Source organism: Ruegeria sp. EL01, assembly GCF_900313035.1.
Lineage (GTDB): Bacteria > Pseudomonadota > Alphaproteobacteria > Rhodobacterales > Rhodobacteraceae > Ruegeria.
Genome location: NZ_OMPS01000011.1, coordinates 1 through 14679 on the forward strand (window position 1 = coordinate 1; position 14679 = coordinate 14679).

General features: G+C 55.2%; 21 protein-coding genes. 14 read left to right on the top strand and 7 right to left on the bottom strand.

Annotation, left to right across the window (positions count from 1 at the left end; translation table 11 throughout):
• The coding region (locus D9K61_RS06905; RefSeq protein ID WP_162946783.1) for a transposase at positions 1-392 on the top strand (392 nt) is incomplete at its 5' end.
• Between the two features lie 66 nt (positions 393-458).
• Here D9K61_RS06905 and D9K61_RS06910 read toward each other — a convergent pair.
• The 6 genes from D9K61_RS06910 to repC form a co-directional block, all read right to left on the bottom strand.
• Positions 459-1043 carry an acyl-homoserine-lactone synthase gene (locus tag D9K61_RS06910; RefSeq protein ID WP_120632528.1) on the bottom strand — a complete coding sequence of 195 codons (585 nt, stop codon included), beginning with the start codon at positions 1041-1043 and terminating at the stop codon, positions 459-461.
• An 80-nt stretch (positions 1044-1123) separates the two neighbouring features.
• Positions 1124-1903 (bottom strand): LuxR family transcriptional regulator, encoded by a 780-nt coding sequence (locus D9K61_RS06915; RefSeq protein ID WP_162946784.1) that lies wholly within the window; start codon positions 1901-1903, stop codon positions 1124-1126.
• 202 nt (positions 1904-2105) lie between these two features.
• Positions 2106-2480, bottom strand: coding sequence for a helix-turn-helix domain-containing protein (locus tag D9K61_RS06920; RefSeq protein ID WP_120632530.1), 375 nt, complete (start codon positions 2478-2480; stop codon positions 2106-2108).
• A 209-nt stretch (positions 2481-2689) separates the two neighbouring features.
• Positions 2690-3088, bottom strand: coding sequence for a PIN domain-containing protein (locus D9K61_RS06925; protein WP_120632531.1), 399 nt, complete (start codon positions 3086-3088; stop codon positions 2690-2692).
• Entirely contained in the window at positions 3085-3321 is a 237-nt protein-coding gene (locus tag D9K61_RS06930) for a type II toxin-antitoxin system PrlF family antitoxin (protein ID WP_120632532.1), read from the bottom strand. The genes D9K61_RS06925 and D9K61_RS06930 overlap by 4 nt, the downstream gene beginning before the upstream one ends.
• Before the next feature lie 42 nt (positions 3322-3363).
• The gene (repC, locus tag D9K61_RS06935; RefSeq protein WP_120632533.1) at positions 3364-4656 is read right to left on the bottom strand and encodes a replication initiation protein RepC; all 1293 of its coding nucleotides are present in this window, start codon (positions 4654-4656) and stop codon (positions 3364-3366) included.
• Here repC and D9K61_RS26890 point away from each other — a divergent pair.
• Complete coding sequence (locus D9K61_RS26890) at positions 4617-4790, top strand: hypothetical protein (RefSeq protein ID WP_162946782.1); 174 nt, start codon at positions 4617-4619, stop codon at positions 4788-4790. The two genes, repC and D9K61_RS26890, sit on opposite strands and share 40 nt — an antisense overlap.
• Before the next feature lie 178 nt (positions 4791-4968).
• Here D9K61_RS26890 and D9K61_RS06940 read toward each other — a convergent pair whose 3' ends face one another.
• The gene (locus D9K61_RS06940) at positions 4969-5703 is read right to left on the bottom strand and encodes a hypothetical protein (protein ID WP_120632534.1); all 735 of its coding nucleotides are present in this window, start codon (positions 5701-5703) and stop codon (positions 4969-4971) included.
• Between the two features lie 203 nt (positions 5704-5906).
• On the opposite strand from D9K61_RS06940, the gene D9K61_RS06945 reads away from it, so the two are divergent.
• From D9K61_RS06945 to virB10, 12 genes are read left to right on the top strand one after another with little or no spacing between them, the layout of a single operon-like run.
• Positions 5907-6263 (top strand): hypothetical protein, encoded by a 357-nt coding sequence (locus tag D9K61_RS06945; RefSeq protein WP_120632535.1) that lies wholly within the window; start codon positions 5907-5909, stop codon positions 6261-6263.
• On the top strand, positions 6214-6921 hold the full coding sequence (locus D9K61_RS06950) for a lytic transglycosylase domain-containing protein (protein WP_254055703.1): 708 nt from the start codon (positions 6214-6216) through the stop codon (positions 6919-6921). Before D9K61_RS06945 ends, D9K61_RS06950 begins: the two co-directional genes overlap by 50 nt.
• 13 nt (positions 6922-6934) lie before the next feature.
• Positions 6935-7222: a TrbC/VirB2 family protein gene (locus D9K61_RS06955; protein ID WP_120632536.1), complete on the top strand. Its 288-nt coding sequence runs from the start codon at positions 6935-6937 to the stop codon at positions 7220-7222.
• A 5-nt stretch (positions 7223-7227) separates the two neighbouring features.
• Positions 7228-7563 (top strand): type IV secretion system protein VirB3, encoded by a 336-nt coding sequence (locus D9K61_RS06960; RefSeq protein WP_120632537.1) that lies wholly within the window; start codon positions 7228-7230, stop codon positions 7561-7563.
• A complete protein-coding gene (locus D9K61_RS06965) occupies positions 7563-9920 on the top strand; it encodes a VirB4 family type IV secretion/conjugal transfer ATPase (protein ID WP_120632538.1) in 2358 nt (785 codons plus the stop codon). The genes D9K61_RS06960 and D9K61_RS06965 overlap by 1 nt, the downstream gene beginning before the upstream one ends.
• A complete protein-coding gene (locus tag D9K61_RS06970; RefSeq protein ID WP_120632539.1) occupies positions 9917-10618 on the top strand; it encodes a type IV secretion system protein in 702 nt (233 codons plus the stop codon). The genes D9K61_RS06965 and D9K61_RS06970 overlap by 4 nt, the downstream gene beginning before the upstream one ends.
• Complete coding sequence (locus tag D9K61_RS06975; RefSeq protein ID WP_216825762.1) at positions 10615-10884, top strand: EexN family lipoprotein; 270 nt, start codon at positions 10615-10617, stop codon at positions 10882-10884. Before D9K61_RS06970 ends, D9K61_RS06975 begins: the two co-directional genes overlap by 4 nt.
• A gap of 8 nt (positions 10885-10892) precedes the next feature.
• Positions 10893-11771, top strand: a complete 879-nt coding sequence (locus tag D9K61_RS06980; RefSeq protein WP_120632541.1) for a type IV secretion system protein — start codon at positions 10893-10895, stop codon at positions 11769-11771.
• A gap of 45 nt (positions 11772-11816) precedes the next feature.
• Positions 11817-12011 (top strand): hypothetical protein, encoded by a 195-nt coding sequence (locus D9K61_RS06985; protein ID WP_120632542.1) that lies wholly within the window; start codon positions 11817-11819, stop codon positions 12009-12011.
• Complete coding sequence (locus D9K61_RS06990; protein WP_120632543.1) at positions 11998-12681, top strand: virB8 family protein; 684 nt, start codon at positions 11998-12000, stop codon at positions 12679-12681. The genes D9K61_RS06985 and D9K61_RS06990 overlap by 14 nt, the downstream gene beginning before the upstream one ends.
• Complete coding sequence (locus D9K61_RS06995; protein WP_120632544.1) at positions 12678-13529, top strand: TrbG/VirB9 family P-type conjugative transfer protein; 852 nt, start codon at positions 12678-12680, stop codon at positions 13527-13529. The genes D9K61_RS06990 and D9K61_RS06995 overlap by 4 nt, the downstream gene beginning before the upstream one ends.
• Positions 13529-14674, top strand: a complete 1146-nt coding sequence (virB10, locus tag D9K61_RS07000) for a type IV secretion system protein VirB10 (RefSeq protein WP_120632545.1) — start codon at positions 13529-13531, stop codon at positions 14672-14674. The genes D9K61_RS06995 and virB10 overlap by 1 nt, the downstream gene beginning before the upstream one ends.
• The last annotated feature ends 5 nt before the right edge of the window (positions 14675-14679 follow it).

Genomic DNA, 14679 nt, shown 5'->3' on the forward strand with positions numbered 1-14679 from the left:
ACCAAATCCCGCCCGACCAAGAGATTGCCACGGTCACCGCTGATGGGGCCTACGACACGCGCAGCTGCCACAATGTGATTGCCGCTCGCGGAGCCGCCGCCATCATCCCGCCACGCAAGAATGCCCAACTTTGGAAGCCAACCACGGCAGGAGCTATCGCCCGAAACGAAGCTGTCAGGGCGTCCAAATATCTTGGACGGGCACTCTGGCGAAAGTTGACCGGCTATCACCGCCGAAGTCGCGCAGAGACGAAGATGCACTGCCTCAAACTCCTGGGCCAAGGCCTCATGGCCCGAGACTTCGACCGGCAGGTCGCTGAGCTACAGATCCGGATCGCGGTGCTCAACCGCTACACCGCTCTTGGCATACCCATCACAGAGCCCGTAGGATGAGTCTGTCCGCGGAAAGGGGAAGTGCGTTCAGACCCCGATTTGTGCAACAAAGCCATTCGTCAATAATCAGACTGCTTCACAAACGTTCTCAACCACCGCATTGGTCACTTTAAACAGCCCACCAACTGTCTTCAAATCATTATAATTCACGACCGGGCCCAACCGATCAAAGTCGCATCCCGCCTGCCGCAAGATACGCTCTACGAAGACATCATAGACCGCGATAATATTCTTCATCCCAGCTGCCTGTGCCGTCGAAAACAACCCAAAGAGCAACTCGCGCGTCACTAGTTTAATGCCTTCGGGTCCAAACTCGGTGGCAGCCTTGGTATCCACACAGAAACGCGAACTCTCGAGAATAAGCGGATGTCGTACGATACCTGCTTCGCCCATTACTTCCGGAAAAACGTCGGACAACATATGCGGCCCTGTGGTTGGCAGCAGACGGAGAGAAGCCAGAAGCTGCCGCGCTTCGGAGACTACACAGATATAGAGTGGGTTCATTTCATCAAAGCGGTCTTTTTCCAACCCGTTTTCAACCGTCACGCGCCAGCCACGACGCTCGCTGAATTGTCTCGCCCGTAGGCGATACATCTGTTCAAAAATATCCGCATAGGTATCATGAACGGCTTCAAAGGCGGTCAGAATCATCACTCTCTCCACAAAATTCTTCTTTGTGGGGACGATGACTCAGGCAAATAGCTGTCGCACCACCGTAAAATTACGGAGCTCTAGTTGAGTACCTTTTTCAGCGATGGGTCTAATACTTGAATGAAGGGATCCGGCTGGATGTAACCTGCCGAAATCGCCCGCGCCACAGCCTGAGTTTTGGTGCAGGCTTGGAGTTTTGCAGCAGCATTCGCGAGATATGCTTCAACCGTGCGCTCCGAGATCTCCAATACAACTGCCGTGTCTTTAGAGGTTTTGCCCAACGCGGCACATTGGAGTGCATCTTTTTCGCGTTCCGTCAGGTGGGCTGTTTCAAATGCTCTTGGTTGTGACGTTGTGTTGAGAACTGCCTTGTGAAGCAAATACGCAAAATAGATGACGTCAGATTTTGCGTCCTTTAAATAGGCGGACCAATCCGACTGACCCACTTCGGGACTCAGAGAAACCAATGCCGTTTCCCCGCTGGCACCACGTACTGGAATCGTCACGCCCTGATCCGATATGCCGAACTCCATCGCTTCGCCAAAGAACTTCTGCGCCTTTTTTGTTGGCCTTGGTACCATCGCCCAGTTGATGGGTAAGAAACTTCTCATTCCCGCCCATACGATCGGATCGATCTCGTCGTAATTCATAGAGAAGTAGTGGCTTTGCCAGTCCTCTGCATAGGTTGTCAGAAGCCTGCCCGGGCTGCCCGTAACAGTCTTATTGCTCAGGAAGAAATAGGTGATGTTCGAAAAGCCGAACTTTTCGGCCAATTCCGACAGGAATGCACTGTCACAATTCGACAGTTGAAACCGCTCACAATTCTCTACAAAATATTCTGAGATGGCACCTGTTTGCATGACATCTCCTTTCCACTGATAAGGCCTATACGCGTTACCGGCTGCTAGCACGTTTGTGGTGTGCTCCGCGACGCCAAATAGCGCCATGCGTGTCAAACATTAGTGATTTAGTCAGATTTAAGCAGAATTCTGCTTGAATCTCCTTGGACAGCGCAAGTTGGGGCAAGACTTCAACGGTTCAATGACCTGATACATCAAGAATTTACACATAAGATTGCGCGGTAGGCTCCACGCCACCAAGTTGAGAAACCAGTTCCTTGACCAGCGCACGCTTCTTAGCGTCAAGAACCCCAATCTGCATAAGAAGGGCGCGATCACCAGCGGGGTATTGATTGTCAAATATGCGGTCTGAAATGCCTGATGGGAAAAAGGATTCAACTGGTGTCTGTAACTCAATCGCAAGCCTGAGAATGGCGTCAGCTGGTAACCGGTTCTGGCCCAGTTCATATTTCTGGATTTGCTGGGGTGAGATTGAGAGGATATTTGCCAGATCAGCTTGCGTTCGCTTGTGCTGCAGCCGGATCAGTTTCAGACACCTACCCAATTGCTTGATTTCTTTTTCTGGTCGCTCACTCACGGCCGCAGATCCTCAAAGAGACAAGGGAACCGGAACAAGCCGGATGTCAGCGAGATCCCCAGCCAAGAAACGACCGGACGTGAAGCATCCTTTAGCGTACCGAGTGGCCGCTAGACTTCGAATTTTCCAGGGCTCGCTGACTTCACCCCACGGATGCACCCGCGATAGAAGGATATTAGCGGAAAAAGTTGTTAGGAATCAAGGCACAGTCAGGCCTTCAGCAATTGAACAGTTTGCTCCCGCGCCAGCGCTCTGTCGAAAGTAACGAGATATTCGCACCCGGCGTCTTCCGCAGCCAGTCGGATCATCTGATCCGAGAACCCCGCGCCTCCTGCAACGTATCGTGACAGCGCCAAACCAACGCGACCGGCGTGCTCCACGACCAGCTCCCGAGATGCGAGCAACCCCTCGATGGCGGGGATGATCTGCGCACGGGTCATCTTGTAGGCGCGCTCCAGAACCCATATCAGTTCGATAATCACCTCTCGGCAGATATAGCCCGGCTCCTGTTCTGTCAGCCCGCCAACGAGGTCGGCCGCCGCCTGGCCTTGAGCGGCATCATCCTGCACCAGAAAACGCACAAGAACGTTGGTATCGAGTGCAATCATTCCGAGGCACCTCCGGCGATGGCTTCTTCCATCTGTTCAAGGCTGACTGGAGAGGGATACACACCAGACAGAAGCCCCTTGAGCCGCCGCGCGGAGCCGACCCGAAGGATCCGGACCTCACCACCATCCAGAAGAACATATCTGATCCGATCACCCGGTGAGAGGTTCAACGCGCCGCGGACATCCTTCGGCAAGGTGGTCTGGCCTTTGACTGTGATCGTGGATTCTTGCATTGGGGCCTCATTCCAAAAATAGGTAACGCATTACATATACCATCACTGCATTACTTTTTCAATATTTGCGCCAACTTCCCTTTCCAGGCCTTCTTCCTGTTTTCGGCGCTCCGACAACCCAATCAGGCTGCCGGCTATGTTCAACTGGCCCGAGGCGTGTTTTCGGGTCATTGCGCGCAGCAATCCACCGGGATTGCGAACCGGGGTAACAGGATGATCCCGGTTTGCATCAATCACCAACAGACAGAGCGTAGTAAGATACTGGCCCATCTCGCTTATGGCTGTGTGGTAGGCAGACTCGTTGATACCCAGCGGATGCAACACTCCATGCGCCCCATGGATGAAATCAATTTCGCGTAAATGACCTCGATCCCCCCTGCAGAAAGCCACATGCGCCTGAAGATCGAAAGAAGCCAAATCGAAAAGCCGCTCAAGGGTCATGTTTTCCATGATTTTAAGGTTGCGCGAACCATCAGCCTCGCCATGTTTATTTTCTAAGCAATGTTCGCCGCCGTCAGGCGGCGAACCAATTTGAACACTGTCCGGGGATTTGTCCCCGGGCCGTTTGTCCACGCTTGCGTTACAGGTTACAGAAGTATTTTCAGTTGTATCGTGTATATATCGGCGGAAGTTTGGTTCCGCCCGACCGGAAGAATCTATGCACAATTGACGGATATCATCCACATCAATTGAGGCTTGCGATGCCTCTTCATAATGCTCTTCGAGCGCCTCAATCGTCCTATAAGCTGAGTAACGCGGCGCCCAGCTGAGAAACATGTCCCTGACACGGCACAGCCCTTCATGATCGGGGTTATTTGGGTGCAATTCCATCAATCCGTTTTTGACCAGACGCCGCAGTGCGCTGCACTTTATGCGCAGCGTTTTGCGGTGTTGCTCCTCATATCGGGCCTGGTCGCGTAGCGCTTGCAGATCTTCAATCATCTCGATGAGGGGAGAGAAACTAAGCCCCTGACGATAGCCATTGCCATCACTGCGTCGGCTGCCATTGGCCGAGACTTCTTTTTTGATGAACCCAAAGATCCGCTCAAGTGCATGCTCGTCGTTGCGAACGGCCCGGTCGGTTTTTCCAAGCGCAATCGCGAGATCGGCCTGCATCTTGCTGCAGATCGGCTCGACGTCTGGATTTGTCCAGTCATCCGGTCGCGTGTAGCGGATCATGGTCAATGTAGCGCGCAAGAGCGCATCTGACATGCCGATATAGCGACTGACATCTGTCAGAAGGCCTTCAACATGGCTTCTGTAAAGCCCCGGTCGCAACACGGGATAGGTTTTAAATGAAGCGCTTTCAGCGCATCGTGCATGATTTTGCATCATCTTTCATTGCCTGCTCGATTGAGCAAAACGCAGACATCAGGCAAACTTTTCTTGTCCGCGCAAAGGCGTTTTTTCTTGCCTGTCCTGAGAGAGGGGTGTTAAAACCGGAGCTGAAATATTTGAGTGCTCACTGAGGATTGGCGTCCTTGGTTTTGATACCCCCCCGTTAAGGTCTCCGCCTTGCGGGGGTTTCTATTTTGGGGGTTTGTGTCGTCTCCTCTATGACTTCATGATTCTGTGCACATGGTATGGGGATTCGGTCTGATCGCCAATTCTGGTGGTCGTCGTCTTGCCGACTACCAGTGGTAGCGGTCAGTAGTTCACCACCTCAAACCCGTGATTACCTGCATAATCTGTCCATTCAATCCCAACCGCACGCGTCGAGCTTGCCGGGGTGCACGTTCGCGACGGGATCACCCACCGCGGAACAGGCGCAGGTGAGACCCGCTCCCAATGGAAGTCGCCTTGCATGCCATAGGTTCCAAGCGTGATATTTGCAGCCTCTCGGCATTCTTCGCTGCGCCCAGCTTTACGATGGCTATAGGACATCACGTTCCAAACCTTGATTGACCGGACATAGTCAAACTCGGGTCCGGAAATATCGATGTCGGCGGATCCGTTCGCGTCGGAGATGTCCTGAGCCAGCTGACGAATTACTGGTGGTGCTTCGTTTTGACTATCAGAGAATGAGGCTGGGAGCAGAGAGGCCATCCCGGACGCATGACCAGCAGAACTCTGCCCGAAAGTCGGAGTTGCTAGGTCAGATGCGATCTGCCGTCGTGGTGCGTCGGTGACTGTATTTGTATTCATCGCAGCCCCCATGGGACAGTTCCAGATTTGCAGTGGCGGCTCGATCGGCCAGGGCGTAATGCGCCTGATGAATACAGCACGGGCGTGCGCGCATTCAGCCGATGCTGGCCAACCACCGGACAAGCAGATGAGAATGGCGCAATCCACCGGGTAAGCGACGACGCGCTGCGCAGAAAAGACAGACATCGAGATGGCCGCTGAAGCCACCAAAAGAGCGCGGGTGAGGCATAGTTTCATGAAAAACACTCCGAATTGCGGTCAGAGCAGAATCCCTGACGCATGAATTAATTTTTGGTATAACATTTAGGTGCTTGACTGCAATAGTTGTGTTTTGTAGTCACTACACAACTACGGCAGCAAATCAGTGTTCGCAAAGGTAGGAATGAGTTATTGACCACAGAAAGCTGGTATGACTACCGGCAGGATACTGGAGCAATAGCATGATCGAAATTCAACCAGTCCTGATGTTGGCTGGATTCAGAAAGGCAATGGCTGCTGGGGGCACCGTAGAGATCGAATGCGTCAAAGACGCTGAAAAAGTTGGCAACCTGTGGCAGGGTGAATGGAAGGTTTACGTTCAGATCAAGAACGGCGCAGCCTTCCACCGCATTGCACTGGGCGTCAGCCGAACACAGGAGCCAAAAGTCTTCAAGTCCGTCACCGGGTTAATGTCCTTTGGCGCGGAGCATGGCATCGATCCCATAGCAATTCCCAGAACCGCAGGCCGATGTGTGAAGTGGACGCAAAGTGAAGATCATTGCGGAACAAAAACGGCAACACAGTCAGTCGAAAGCTGATGACCTGCGCCTGCTTGCGTCCCATCGTATCATTTCTATCTTTGCAATCACATTACTATCCCTAAGCGGCTCGCCTTCTCAAGCCGAGGCCATTTCTTCCCATGCATTCGGCATTCTGGCGGAGAACTGTGCGCCCTCGGTTGACCCTGAGATCATGGAAAAACTGGTGGGCGCGGAGAGCGGCTTCAATCGCTTTGCCATAGGCGTGAATGGCCCCAAGCATCAAAGTTTCAATCCTGGCTCCAAAGATGAAGCCACCCGGATCGCGCGCGAGCTGATCGACCAGGGCCATTCGATTGATATGGGATTGGGCCAGATCAATTCCGCAAATCTGGAATGGCTGAACCTGACGCTTGAGACAGTGTTTGAGTCCTGCGCCAACCTCACAGCGGCAGAGGTTGTCTTGCGCGACGGATATGATCGCGCGCGCGCCCAGGGGTCAGACCCGCAAACCGCCCTGCATCAGGCGCTTTCCGCATATAACACCGGAACCTTTACGCGCGGGTTTTCCAACGGCTATGTCGAGCGCGTGATGGCACATGATGTGCCTGCGCCCGCAGCGTCTCAACCACAATCCATCTCAAACACATCAGACACGGCACCTGGCTGGGACGTGTTTACAGGCGGGAGCGCATCCTCCGCTCTGATATTCCATTAAAAGGACACCCCATATGAAATCTGCCTCCGCGCTTGGCCGGACCCTGACCATACCTGTGTGTTTCGCAATGGCGTTCCTGATCGGCTTCCCCAGCCCGGCTGCCGCTGGTGTCGTGGATTCTCTCAACAACCTCGTCGATATCTTCAATGACGTGCGTCGACCGATTGCGATCATCGCCATCATCGGTGTCGGCATTCTCTGGCAGCTCAATATTTTCGACCTGCGCACGGCCGGGCGTGTGGCAATGGGGATCGTGATCGCGTTCTCGGCCGTAGAACTTCTTGATCTGATCATCGCGTGACGGTCATGGAAGAGGAACAACTCAACGAAGATAAGCTCTATCTGGCGCTGACCCGCCCGGCCATGGTGCCCGGCCTCGGCGTGCCGGTGGAGGCCTTTACCATTTCGCTTATCTTCAGCGGCCTGGTGATGATCATTGCGGATTCGATCTTCTATCTGGTCATTGCGCTTCCTCTTCTGGCCATCTGCCGGATCATCGTGAAGCGGGACCAGAATGCTTTTCACATCCTGTCGCGCTTCATAAACACCGGAGGCAAAGCCAAAAACCGAAGCTACTGGCGCGGGTCCTCCCCTTCGCCGATGCGCCTGCGACGCAAATATTGCATCGGGGAAATCGACTGATGGGGTTTGAGCGTCTGCTAAATCGGGAAACCGCGCCCGATGATTACCTTCCGTTTGTGCGCCATGTGGATGAGCGTACGATCATCACCACGGACAGAAGCGCGTTTCAGATGCTCAAACTCGACGGGGCCTCATTCCGGACGGCGGATATCAGCGGCATCAACGCGCTTCACGACAACCTGAACCACAGCATCCGCAACATCGCGGATGAGAACGTGATGATCTACAGCCATATTGTCAGAAGTGATGACCAGGATTACCCCGCTGGTGAATTCCAGTCCGGGTTCGCTGCTTGGCTCGACAGGATCTATCGCGACCAAATCCAGGCCAAACGTCTTTATCGCAACGACATCTACCTCACCATATTCATAAAGCAGGGCGGGTTGGCCGGATCAAAGCTTGCGACGGGCCTCAAACGGGCGCGCAAAAGCCAGATCGAAGCCGATGCGCATCTTTTGGACCAACTCGACAATAAGGCCGCGCAGCTTGCCAAGAGCCTGAAGAGATTTGGCGCGCGACGGCTCGGCCTGATCAGGAATGACCGCGATTTGCTCTGCTCGGAGCCTGTGAGTGTTCTGCGCATGTTCCTTACCGGCCAATATCGCCTTATGCCAATGGTCAGCGGCGATATTGGCTCTGCAATCTATACGGACCGCGCCGTATTCGTAAAAGACGCTCTGGAAATTCGACATCCGGCGGAAACTACTTTTGGCGCAATGTTCGGCTTCAACGAATATCCAACGCCTACGCGCCCGAACATGCTCGATGATCTTCTCACAGCACCGTTTCGGTTCGTGCTGAGTCAATCCTTCCGCTTCATCGCCCGTGCCGATGCGATCCTGAGCATGAAGACCAAAGAAAACAAAATGCGGAACGCAAAAGACGATGGCGTCTCGCAGGCCGATGATCTGAAAGATGGCCGCAAGCACCTGATGGCGGGCAAATTTGTCATGGGCGAGCACAATCTCTCGCTGCTGGTCTTTTCTGATAGCGTGAATGCAATCCGGGGCAACGTGGCAGAAGCCAATACACTGCTGGCAAATTCCGGTGCCATTGTCGCGCGAGAGGATTTGGGAACCGAGAGCGCGTTTTGGACGCAGTTGCCCGGTAATCACAAACACCGGCTGCGCGCGGCGCCGATCAACAGCCGTAATTTCACAGCCCTGTCTCCCTTGCACAATTACCCCACGGGGCACCGGGATGGAAACCACTGGGGCAAGGCCATTGCCAAGCTGAAAACCAGCGCCGATAGCCCCTACTATCTCAACTATCATGTGGCTGATCTTGGACATACGGCCATTTACGGGCCCTCCGGCTCGGGTAAGACGGTCGTTCTCAATTTCACGCTGGCGCAGCTCGAAAAGCTCAACGTCAAGCGGGTTCTCTTCGACAAGGACCGGGGCAGCGAGATCTTCGTGCGTGCCTGCGGGGGTTCTTATCTGGCCTTGCACACCGGCAAACCCACAGGCTGTGCACCGTTCAAGGCGCTGAAAATGACGCCCGAGACGGAAACCTTCTTTATCGCCCTGATCAAAGCAATGCTGGCGGACCCACAGCATCCGTTCACGGCACAGGACAATGCCCGCATTGAAGCTGCCGTTTCGGGCCTCAGAAACGTGGCGCAGGAGCAGCGCTCAGTTTCTGTACTTCGTGAGTTGCTGGGCTTCGGGTCAGGGGAGGCCGATGACATCGGCAACCGATTGGAGAAATGGTGTTCTGAGGGCCGCTTGTCATGGGTTTTTGAGAACGAAGCCGATGAGATCGCGTTTGATGCCGATCTTGTTGGCTTTGATATGACGTCCTTTCTGGATGATCCAGACATTCGAACGCCCTTGATGATGTACCTGATGCACCGGGTGGAACAGCTCATCACCGGGCAGCGTATAGCGCTTTTCATTGACGAAGTCTGGAAAGCTCTGGCCGACGCGTTCTTCGTCGGCTTCGTTAATGACAAGCTCAAGGTGATCCGCAAGGAAAACGGCATCGTCATCGCCGGAACACAGTCCACGTCCGACGTTCTGAAAAGTCCGATTGCACGCACGATGATCGAGCAATGCGCCACGCAGATCTTCTTCCGGAATGAGAAGGCGAGCGAACGGGAGCTGGTCGGGGAGTTCGGTCTTTCTCGTCGGGAATATCTGATCATCCGCAACGAGCTCAATGTGGGACAATTCCTGATCAAGCAGGGCGGAAACTCTGTGGTCTGCGAGCTTGATCTTGCTGGGCAGGACGATGCGCTGGCGGTTCTTTCGGGCCGCAAAGAAGAGACTGCCTTGATGAATGAAATCCGTGCCGAGCATCCCGATCCATCTCATTGGCTTCCGCTGTTCCATGCCAGACGAAAGGACCTATCGTGAAGATCAAAACCGTCCTCCTGCTTTCAGCAATGTCGATTACGCAACCTGCCTTCGCGCAGGGTGTTCCGGTGATCGACGCGACCTCCATTGCAAATGCCAAGCAAGAGTTCGCACAGGAAATCGCGCAGATGGTCAAAGAGCTGGACGAAGCCAAACGGCTTTATGATGCCGTCAACGGCCTCACCGATATGGCCGACATTGCCAACGCTCTGAATGACCCCGACGTACGCGAGTTGCTCGGTCCGGAGGCGATGCAGATCGCCAGTTCGCTCGATGTGGATATATCAGCACTCGGCGACCTTGCCGACAGCGCCCAGGGCTTTCTGGATCATACCAAGGTAACAGCATCCGAGGTTTCCGCCGAGGATTTCTACCGCCAGGAGTTGGATCGCATCGGTGCGAGATCGGCGCGCGACGCCTCTGTTGGCGAACGTATCGTAAATTCTGCTGATGGCCGCCTCGCCGGTCTGGAGCGGTTGCGCCAGGCCATCGGGAGTGCATCTACTCAGAAAGAAATTGACGCCCTGCAGGCCCGCCTGCAAGTGGAATCGGCCATGCTGCAAAACGACACCAACCGCATTCAGGGATTGGCGATGCTACAGCAGGCCCAGACCGAAGTCGAAACCCAACGGCAGCGCGAAATCTCTGCCCAAAACCGAGCGGCAACACTGAGTGCCGCGCAGGAGCTATACAAGTGACGTACACCCACAAATCTCTCGGCGTCCTTACCGCCGCACTGATGCTTTCGGCCTGTAAGGAAGAAGAGCCGAACCACACCGTCCAATATTTCCTGGATAACGCCGATGCGCGCGCGGAAATGATGGCGGAATGTGAAGTCATGGACGATGCGATTTCCGATGCCAATTGCCGCAACGCAAGTGCTGCGGCTCAAACTGTCGCGCGCGAAGAAAACAGGAAAAACCGAAGTGATGCCGTGAAATCTCTCTACGGCGACGGGAGCTAGAACCCCTCATGTGGCAGAGCCTTTACGACAGTTTCATCGACAACCTGACAACGCAGACGGATGCGCTGGCGGGAAACATGTCGTCGGCTCTGACCGCACCCCTTACGGCCGCGATGACGCTCTACATCATCCTTTATGGCATCGCGATCATGCGGGGTTCTATTCAGGAACCCGTTTTGGACTTTGCAGTGCGTGTCCTCAAGCTCGCGTTCATCTGGACGCTTGTCTCGTCAGCGGGCGACTACACAACCTGGATTGGCAACACCATAAACACCGACCTTCCAGAGCTCATTAACACTTTGACTGGCGGGGCTGGGACCATTCCAGGCGACTCTGTCATGGTTCAGGCCTACGAGTTTTCCGACAAGATACAGGAGCGCTACGCGAGCGAGAGCTGGACCGGTGTGATTGTCGGCGGTTTCATTTCCATCGTCGTTCTGTTTACCGCCTTCATATTCGCAGCCATCGCGTTTGTCGTCGCCCTGTTGACCACCTTCGCTCTGTCGATCATCGCCGCCATTGGACCGATATTCATATGCTTTGCTCTGTTTGACGCAACGCGGGGTTGGTTTTTCGCGTGGCTTGGACAGGTGTTGAACTTCACGCTTGTCAAGCTTCTGGTCATTGTTTTGACCATCGTCATCGTCGCGTTGCTGGGCAACATTTATACGCAGACATCGGCGCTTGATATCGGAATCGCCTGGGGCGCCTACGTAAGCGGCCTTCTGTGTTCCATTTTCTTCTTCTTTCTCATCCCCTCCATCGCAGCTGGTTTGTCGGCCGGTGCCCAGGCCTCAACCGGCATGCTCCAGCGTGTCGTCGAACGAAACCTCGGGCTTCCGAGAGCCGGCTCAGGCGGTGGAGGCGGCAGCGCAACCAGAACCTAGCGGCTGACAGGTCAGACGCTCCAATTCGAACAGCAAGGTCACAATATGAAAAATCTGGCTCTCTTCGCCCTGCTCGGGTCTGTCGCAGCGGGATGCGCGACAACGACACCTTTGCCCGACGTGCGCGGGTCGGTGGTGCGACCTTTGAATGCCACCCAATGGGACTACCAGGAGGCGCTTGAACAAAAGCAGGCCGAGATCGGCGTCAAGAGCAACGGGGCCAGCAATGATCCAGACTGACAAAGACCTGAAAGCCTATTTTGACGAGGCCCGCCGGTTCGATCAGGACCGCTTGCTGGCGGCTGACCGGTCAAAGAAGCTCGCTTGGGCAATTGCAATCGTCGCCAGTATTCTGGCCCTTGCCAGCACGTCAGCTGTCATCGCCCTTACCCCGCTGAAAACAGTCGAGCCGTTTGTCATACGGGTTGAAAGTGCAACGGGCGTGCCCGAGGTCATGACCGCGCTGACAGACGGACAGGAAGAGTATGACGAGGCGGTCGCCAAGTATTTTCTGGCTCTTTATGTGCGTACCCGAGAAGGCTATTCCTATGCCGCGCGCAGCGCGATCTTCGATCAGGTCATGATCATGTCCGGCCCCGAAGAACAGGCCGAGTTCTCTGCCCATTACAACGCGTCGAACCCGGAAAGCCCGCAATATGTGTACGGCAAGAAAACCAAGGCGGAAGTACAGATCCGGTCGATCTCATTTCTCGACGATGGGTTGGCGCAGGTGCGGTTCTATCTGATCACGAAGAACGAGGATGAAGACACGCAGCGGCGCAGCCAGTGGGTCTCCACCATCACCTACACATTCGACGGTCAGGCAGAAATCAGCTCGCAAGACCGAATGATGAACCCGCTCGGCTTCCTGTCTACGGACTATCGCGCCGATCCAGAGGTGGTGCAATGAGGAAGCTCTTTTTTCTGTTTACGGCCCTTTTTGTGGTCGCCACACCGAGCCTTGCACTGGATGTCCCGACCCCAAGCACCTCCGACAGTCGGGTGCGTTGGGTCAATTACAACGAGTGGGATGTAGTGCGCGTGGTTGGCACCGTCCGCACGGCTGTGCAGATCGTCTTTGATCAATCGGAAGAAATTCTGGATGTCGGTGCCGGGGATAATGTGGGCTGGGAGTTCAAGCCACGCAGCAACATCCTCTATCTGAAGGCGCGCGAGCCTCATCCGCCGACAAACCTGCAAATCGCCACGGTCCGTTCTGACGGAACAACCCGGACCTATTCTTTTGAGCTGATCACGCGCGAAGGGGGTATTCAGGTCAACAACCGCGATGTCTATTTTCAGGTGCGGTTTCGCTATCCCCGCGATGAGGCCGAAGCCCGTCGTGCCACCCGTGCCGCTGAACGGCAAGCGGCTCAGGAACAGGCTGCCCGCTCGCGTCTCTCGTCCTCTGTTGCTCATTCTGGCACCAAGAACTGGCGCTATCTGGCGGCGGGATCTCGCAATCTGCAACCCTCCACCGTGTTCGACAACGGCGATCTGACGGTTCTGACTTTCAAGCGCAGTTCGCGGCTTCCCTCCGTCTTTCTGGTTGGAACGGACGGGGAAGAGCGGCTCGCAAACACAACGGTCCACCGTAACGAGGTGATCGTGCACGGCGTTGCCCATGAAATCCGCCTGCGCCTCGGGAGAGAAATCACCGCGATCTACAACATGGGTGTCGGCAAGGGCCATACGAGTATCAGCACGGGCACCACCAGCCACCAGGTCGAACGCGAAATCATCGGGGGGTCCAACTGATGGCAAAAGAACCAGAAACCCTCACCGATGATCAGGACATCGACGGCGTGCGTGGCATCTCGCCCATTGCAGATGTAAAGGGGACATCCGGCAATACCGAGATCGCCAAGAAAATTGGTGTGATTGCAGGCTTCCTGTTTCTTGGCCTGCTCGCGTATCTGCAATGGCCTTCCCAAGAGGAGGCACCTGTGGAAGAGGTTTCTACCAGCACGAGGCAAATCCGTTCCGGTGGTCAGTTCCAACCCGCAGACATTATCGAGCAGGACCAGGCGCACGCCGTTGCTGCGGTTGAGCCTGAGACCCCTTCTGAACCTCTGGGTCCGATTGAACGGATACGGATCGAACAAGACCAACTTCCGGCCGAGCCGTCCGAGGCGGAGCTCCTGTTTGAGAGCTCAAAGCGTGCGCCCCTCATGGCTTATGAGGGAACAGTGCGCAGCGGATCCGCGGCGGGCTCGGCAGAGACCGAAGGCGGCAGCCTGTTTGGAACACCGGACAATGGATCCGGGCAAGGTCCGAGCAGATTGGCCGCAAGCCTTCAAGGCACAGGCCGGGACACAGTCTTCGCATCGGTTCTGGAAAACCCGCATCTGACAATCACCCGGGGCACGATCATTCCCTGCGCGCTGGACACAGCCATGAACTCATCTCAGCCGGGTGACGTACGGTGCACCATAACCGACGATGTCCGCTCGACCACAGGTACAGTCATTCTGCTCGAAAAAGGTACCACAGTTGTTGGCGAGTATCGTGGCGGACTGCAACGGGGGCAAAAGCGCCTCTTCGTTGTTTGGAGCCGGGCTGAGACACCAAACGCTGTCACAGTCAATCTGGACTCTTCCGGTACCGACGCCCTCGGCCGCGCCGGGTTTGACGGTGACATTGATACACAGTTCTGGACCAGGTTTGGTGGCACGATCATGTTGTCCGTGATCGATGACGCACTTGCTGCCGCTGTCGTAAGCGCCAGCAACGCAGACACGATTGAGAACACCACAAACGGTGTTAGCAGCCTCGCGCAGACCGAGCTGCAGAGCACGATCAACGTACCGGTTGTCCTGACCAAGAACCAGGGCGAGGAGGTCGCCATCATGATGGCCCGTGATCTCGACTTCTCCTCCGTCTATCGTCTGAAACCGAGGTGATGCTG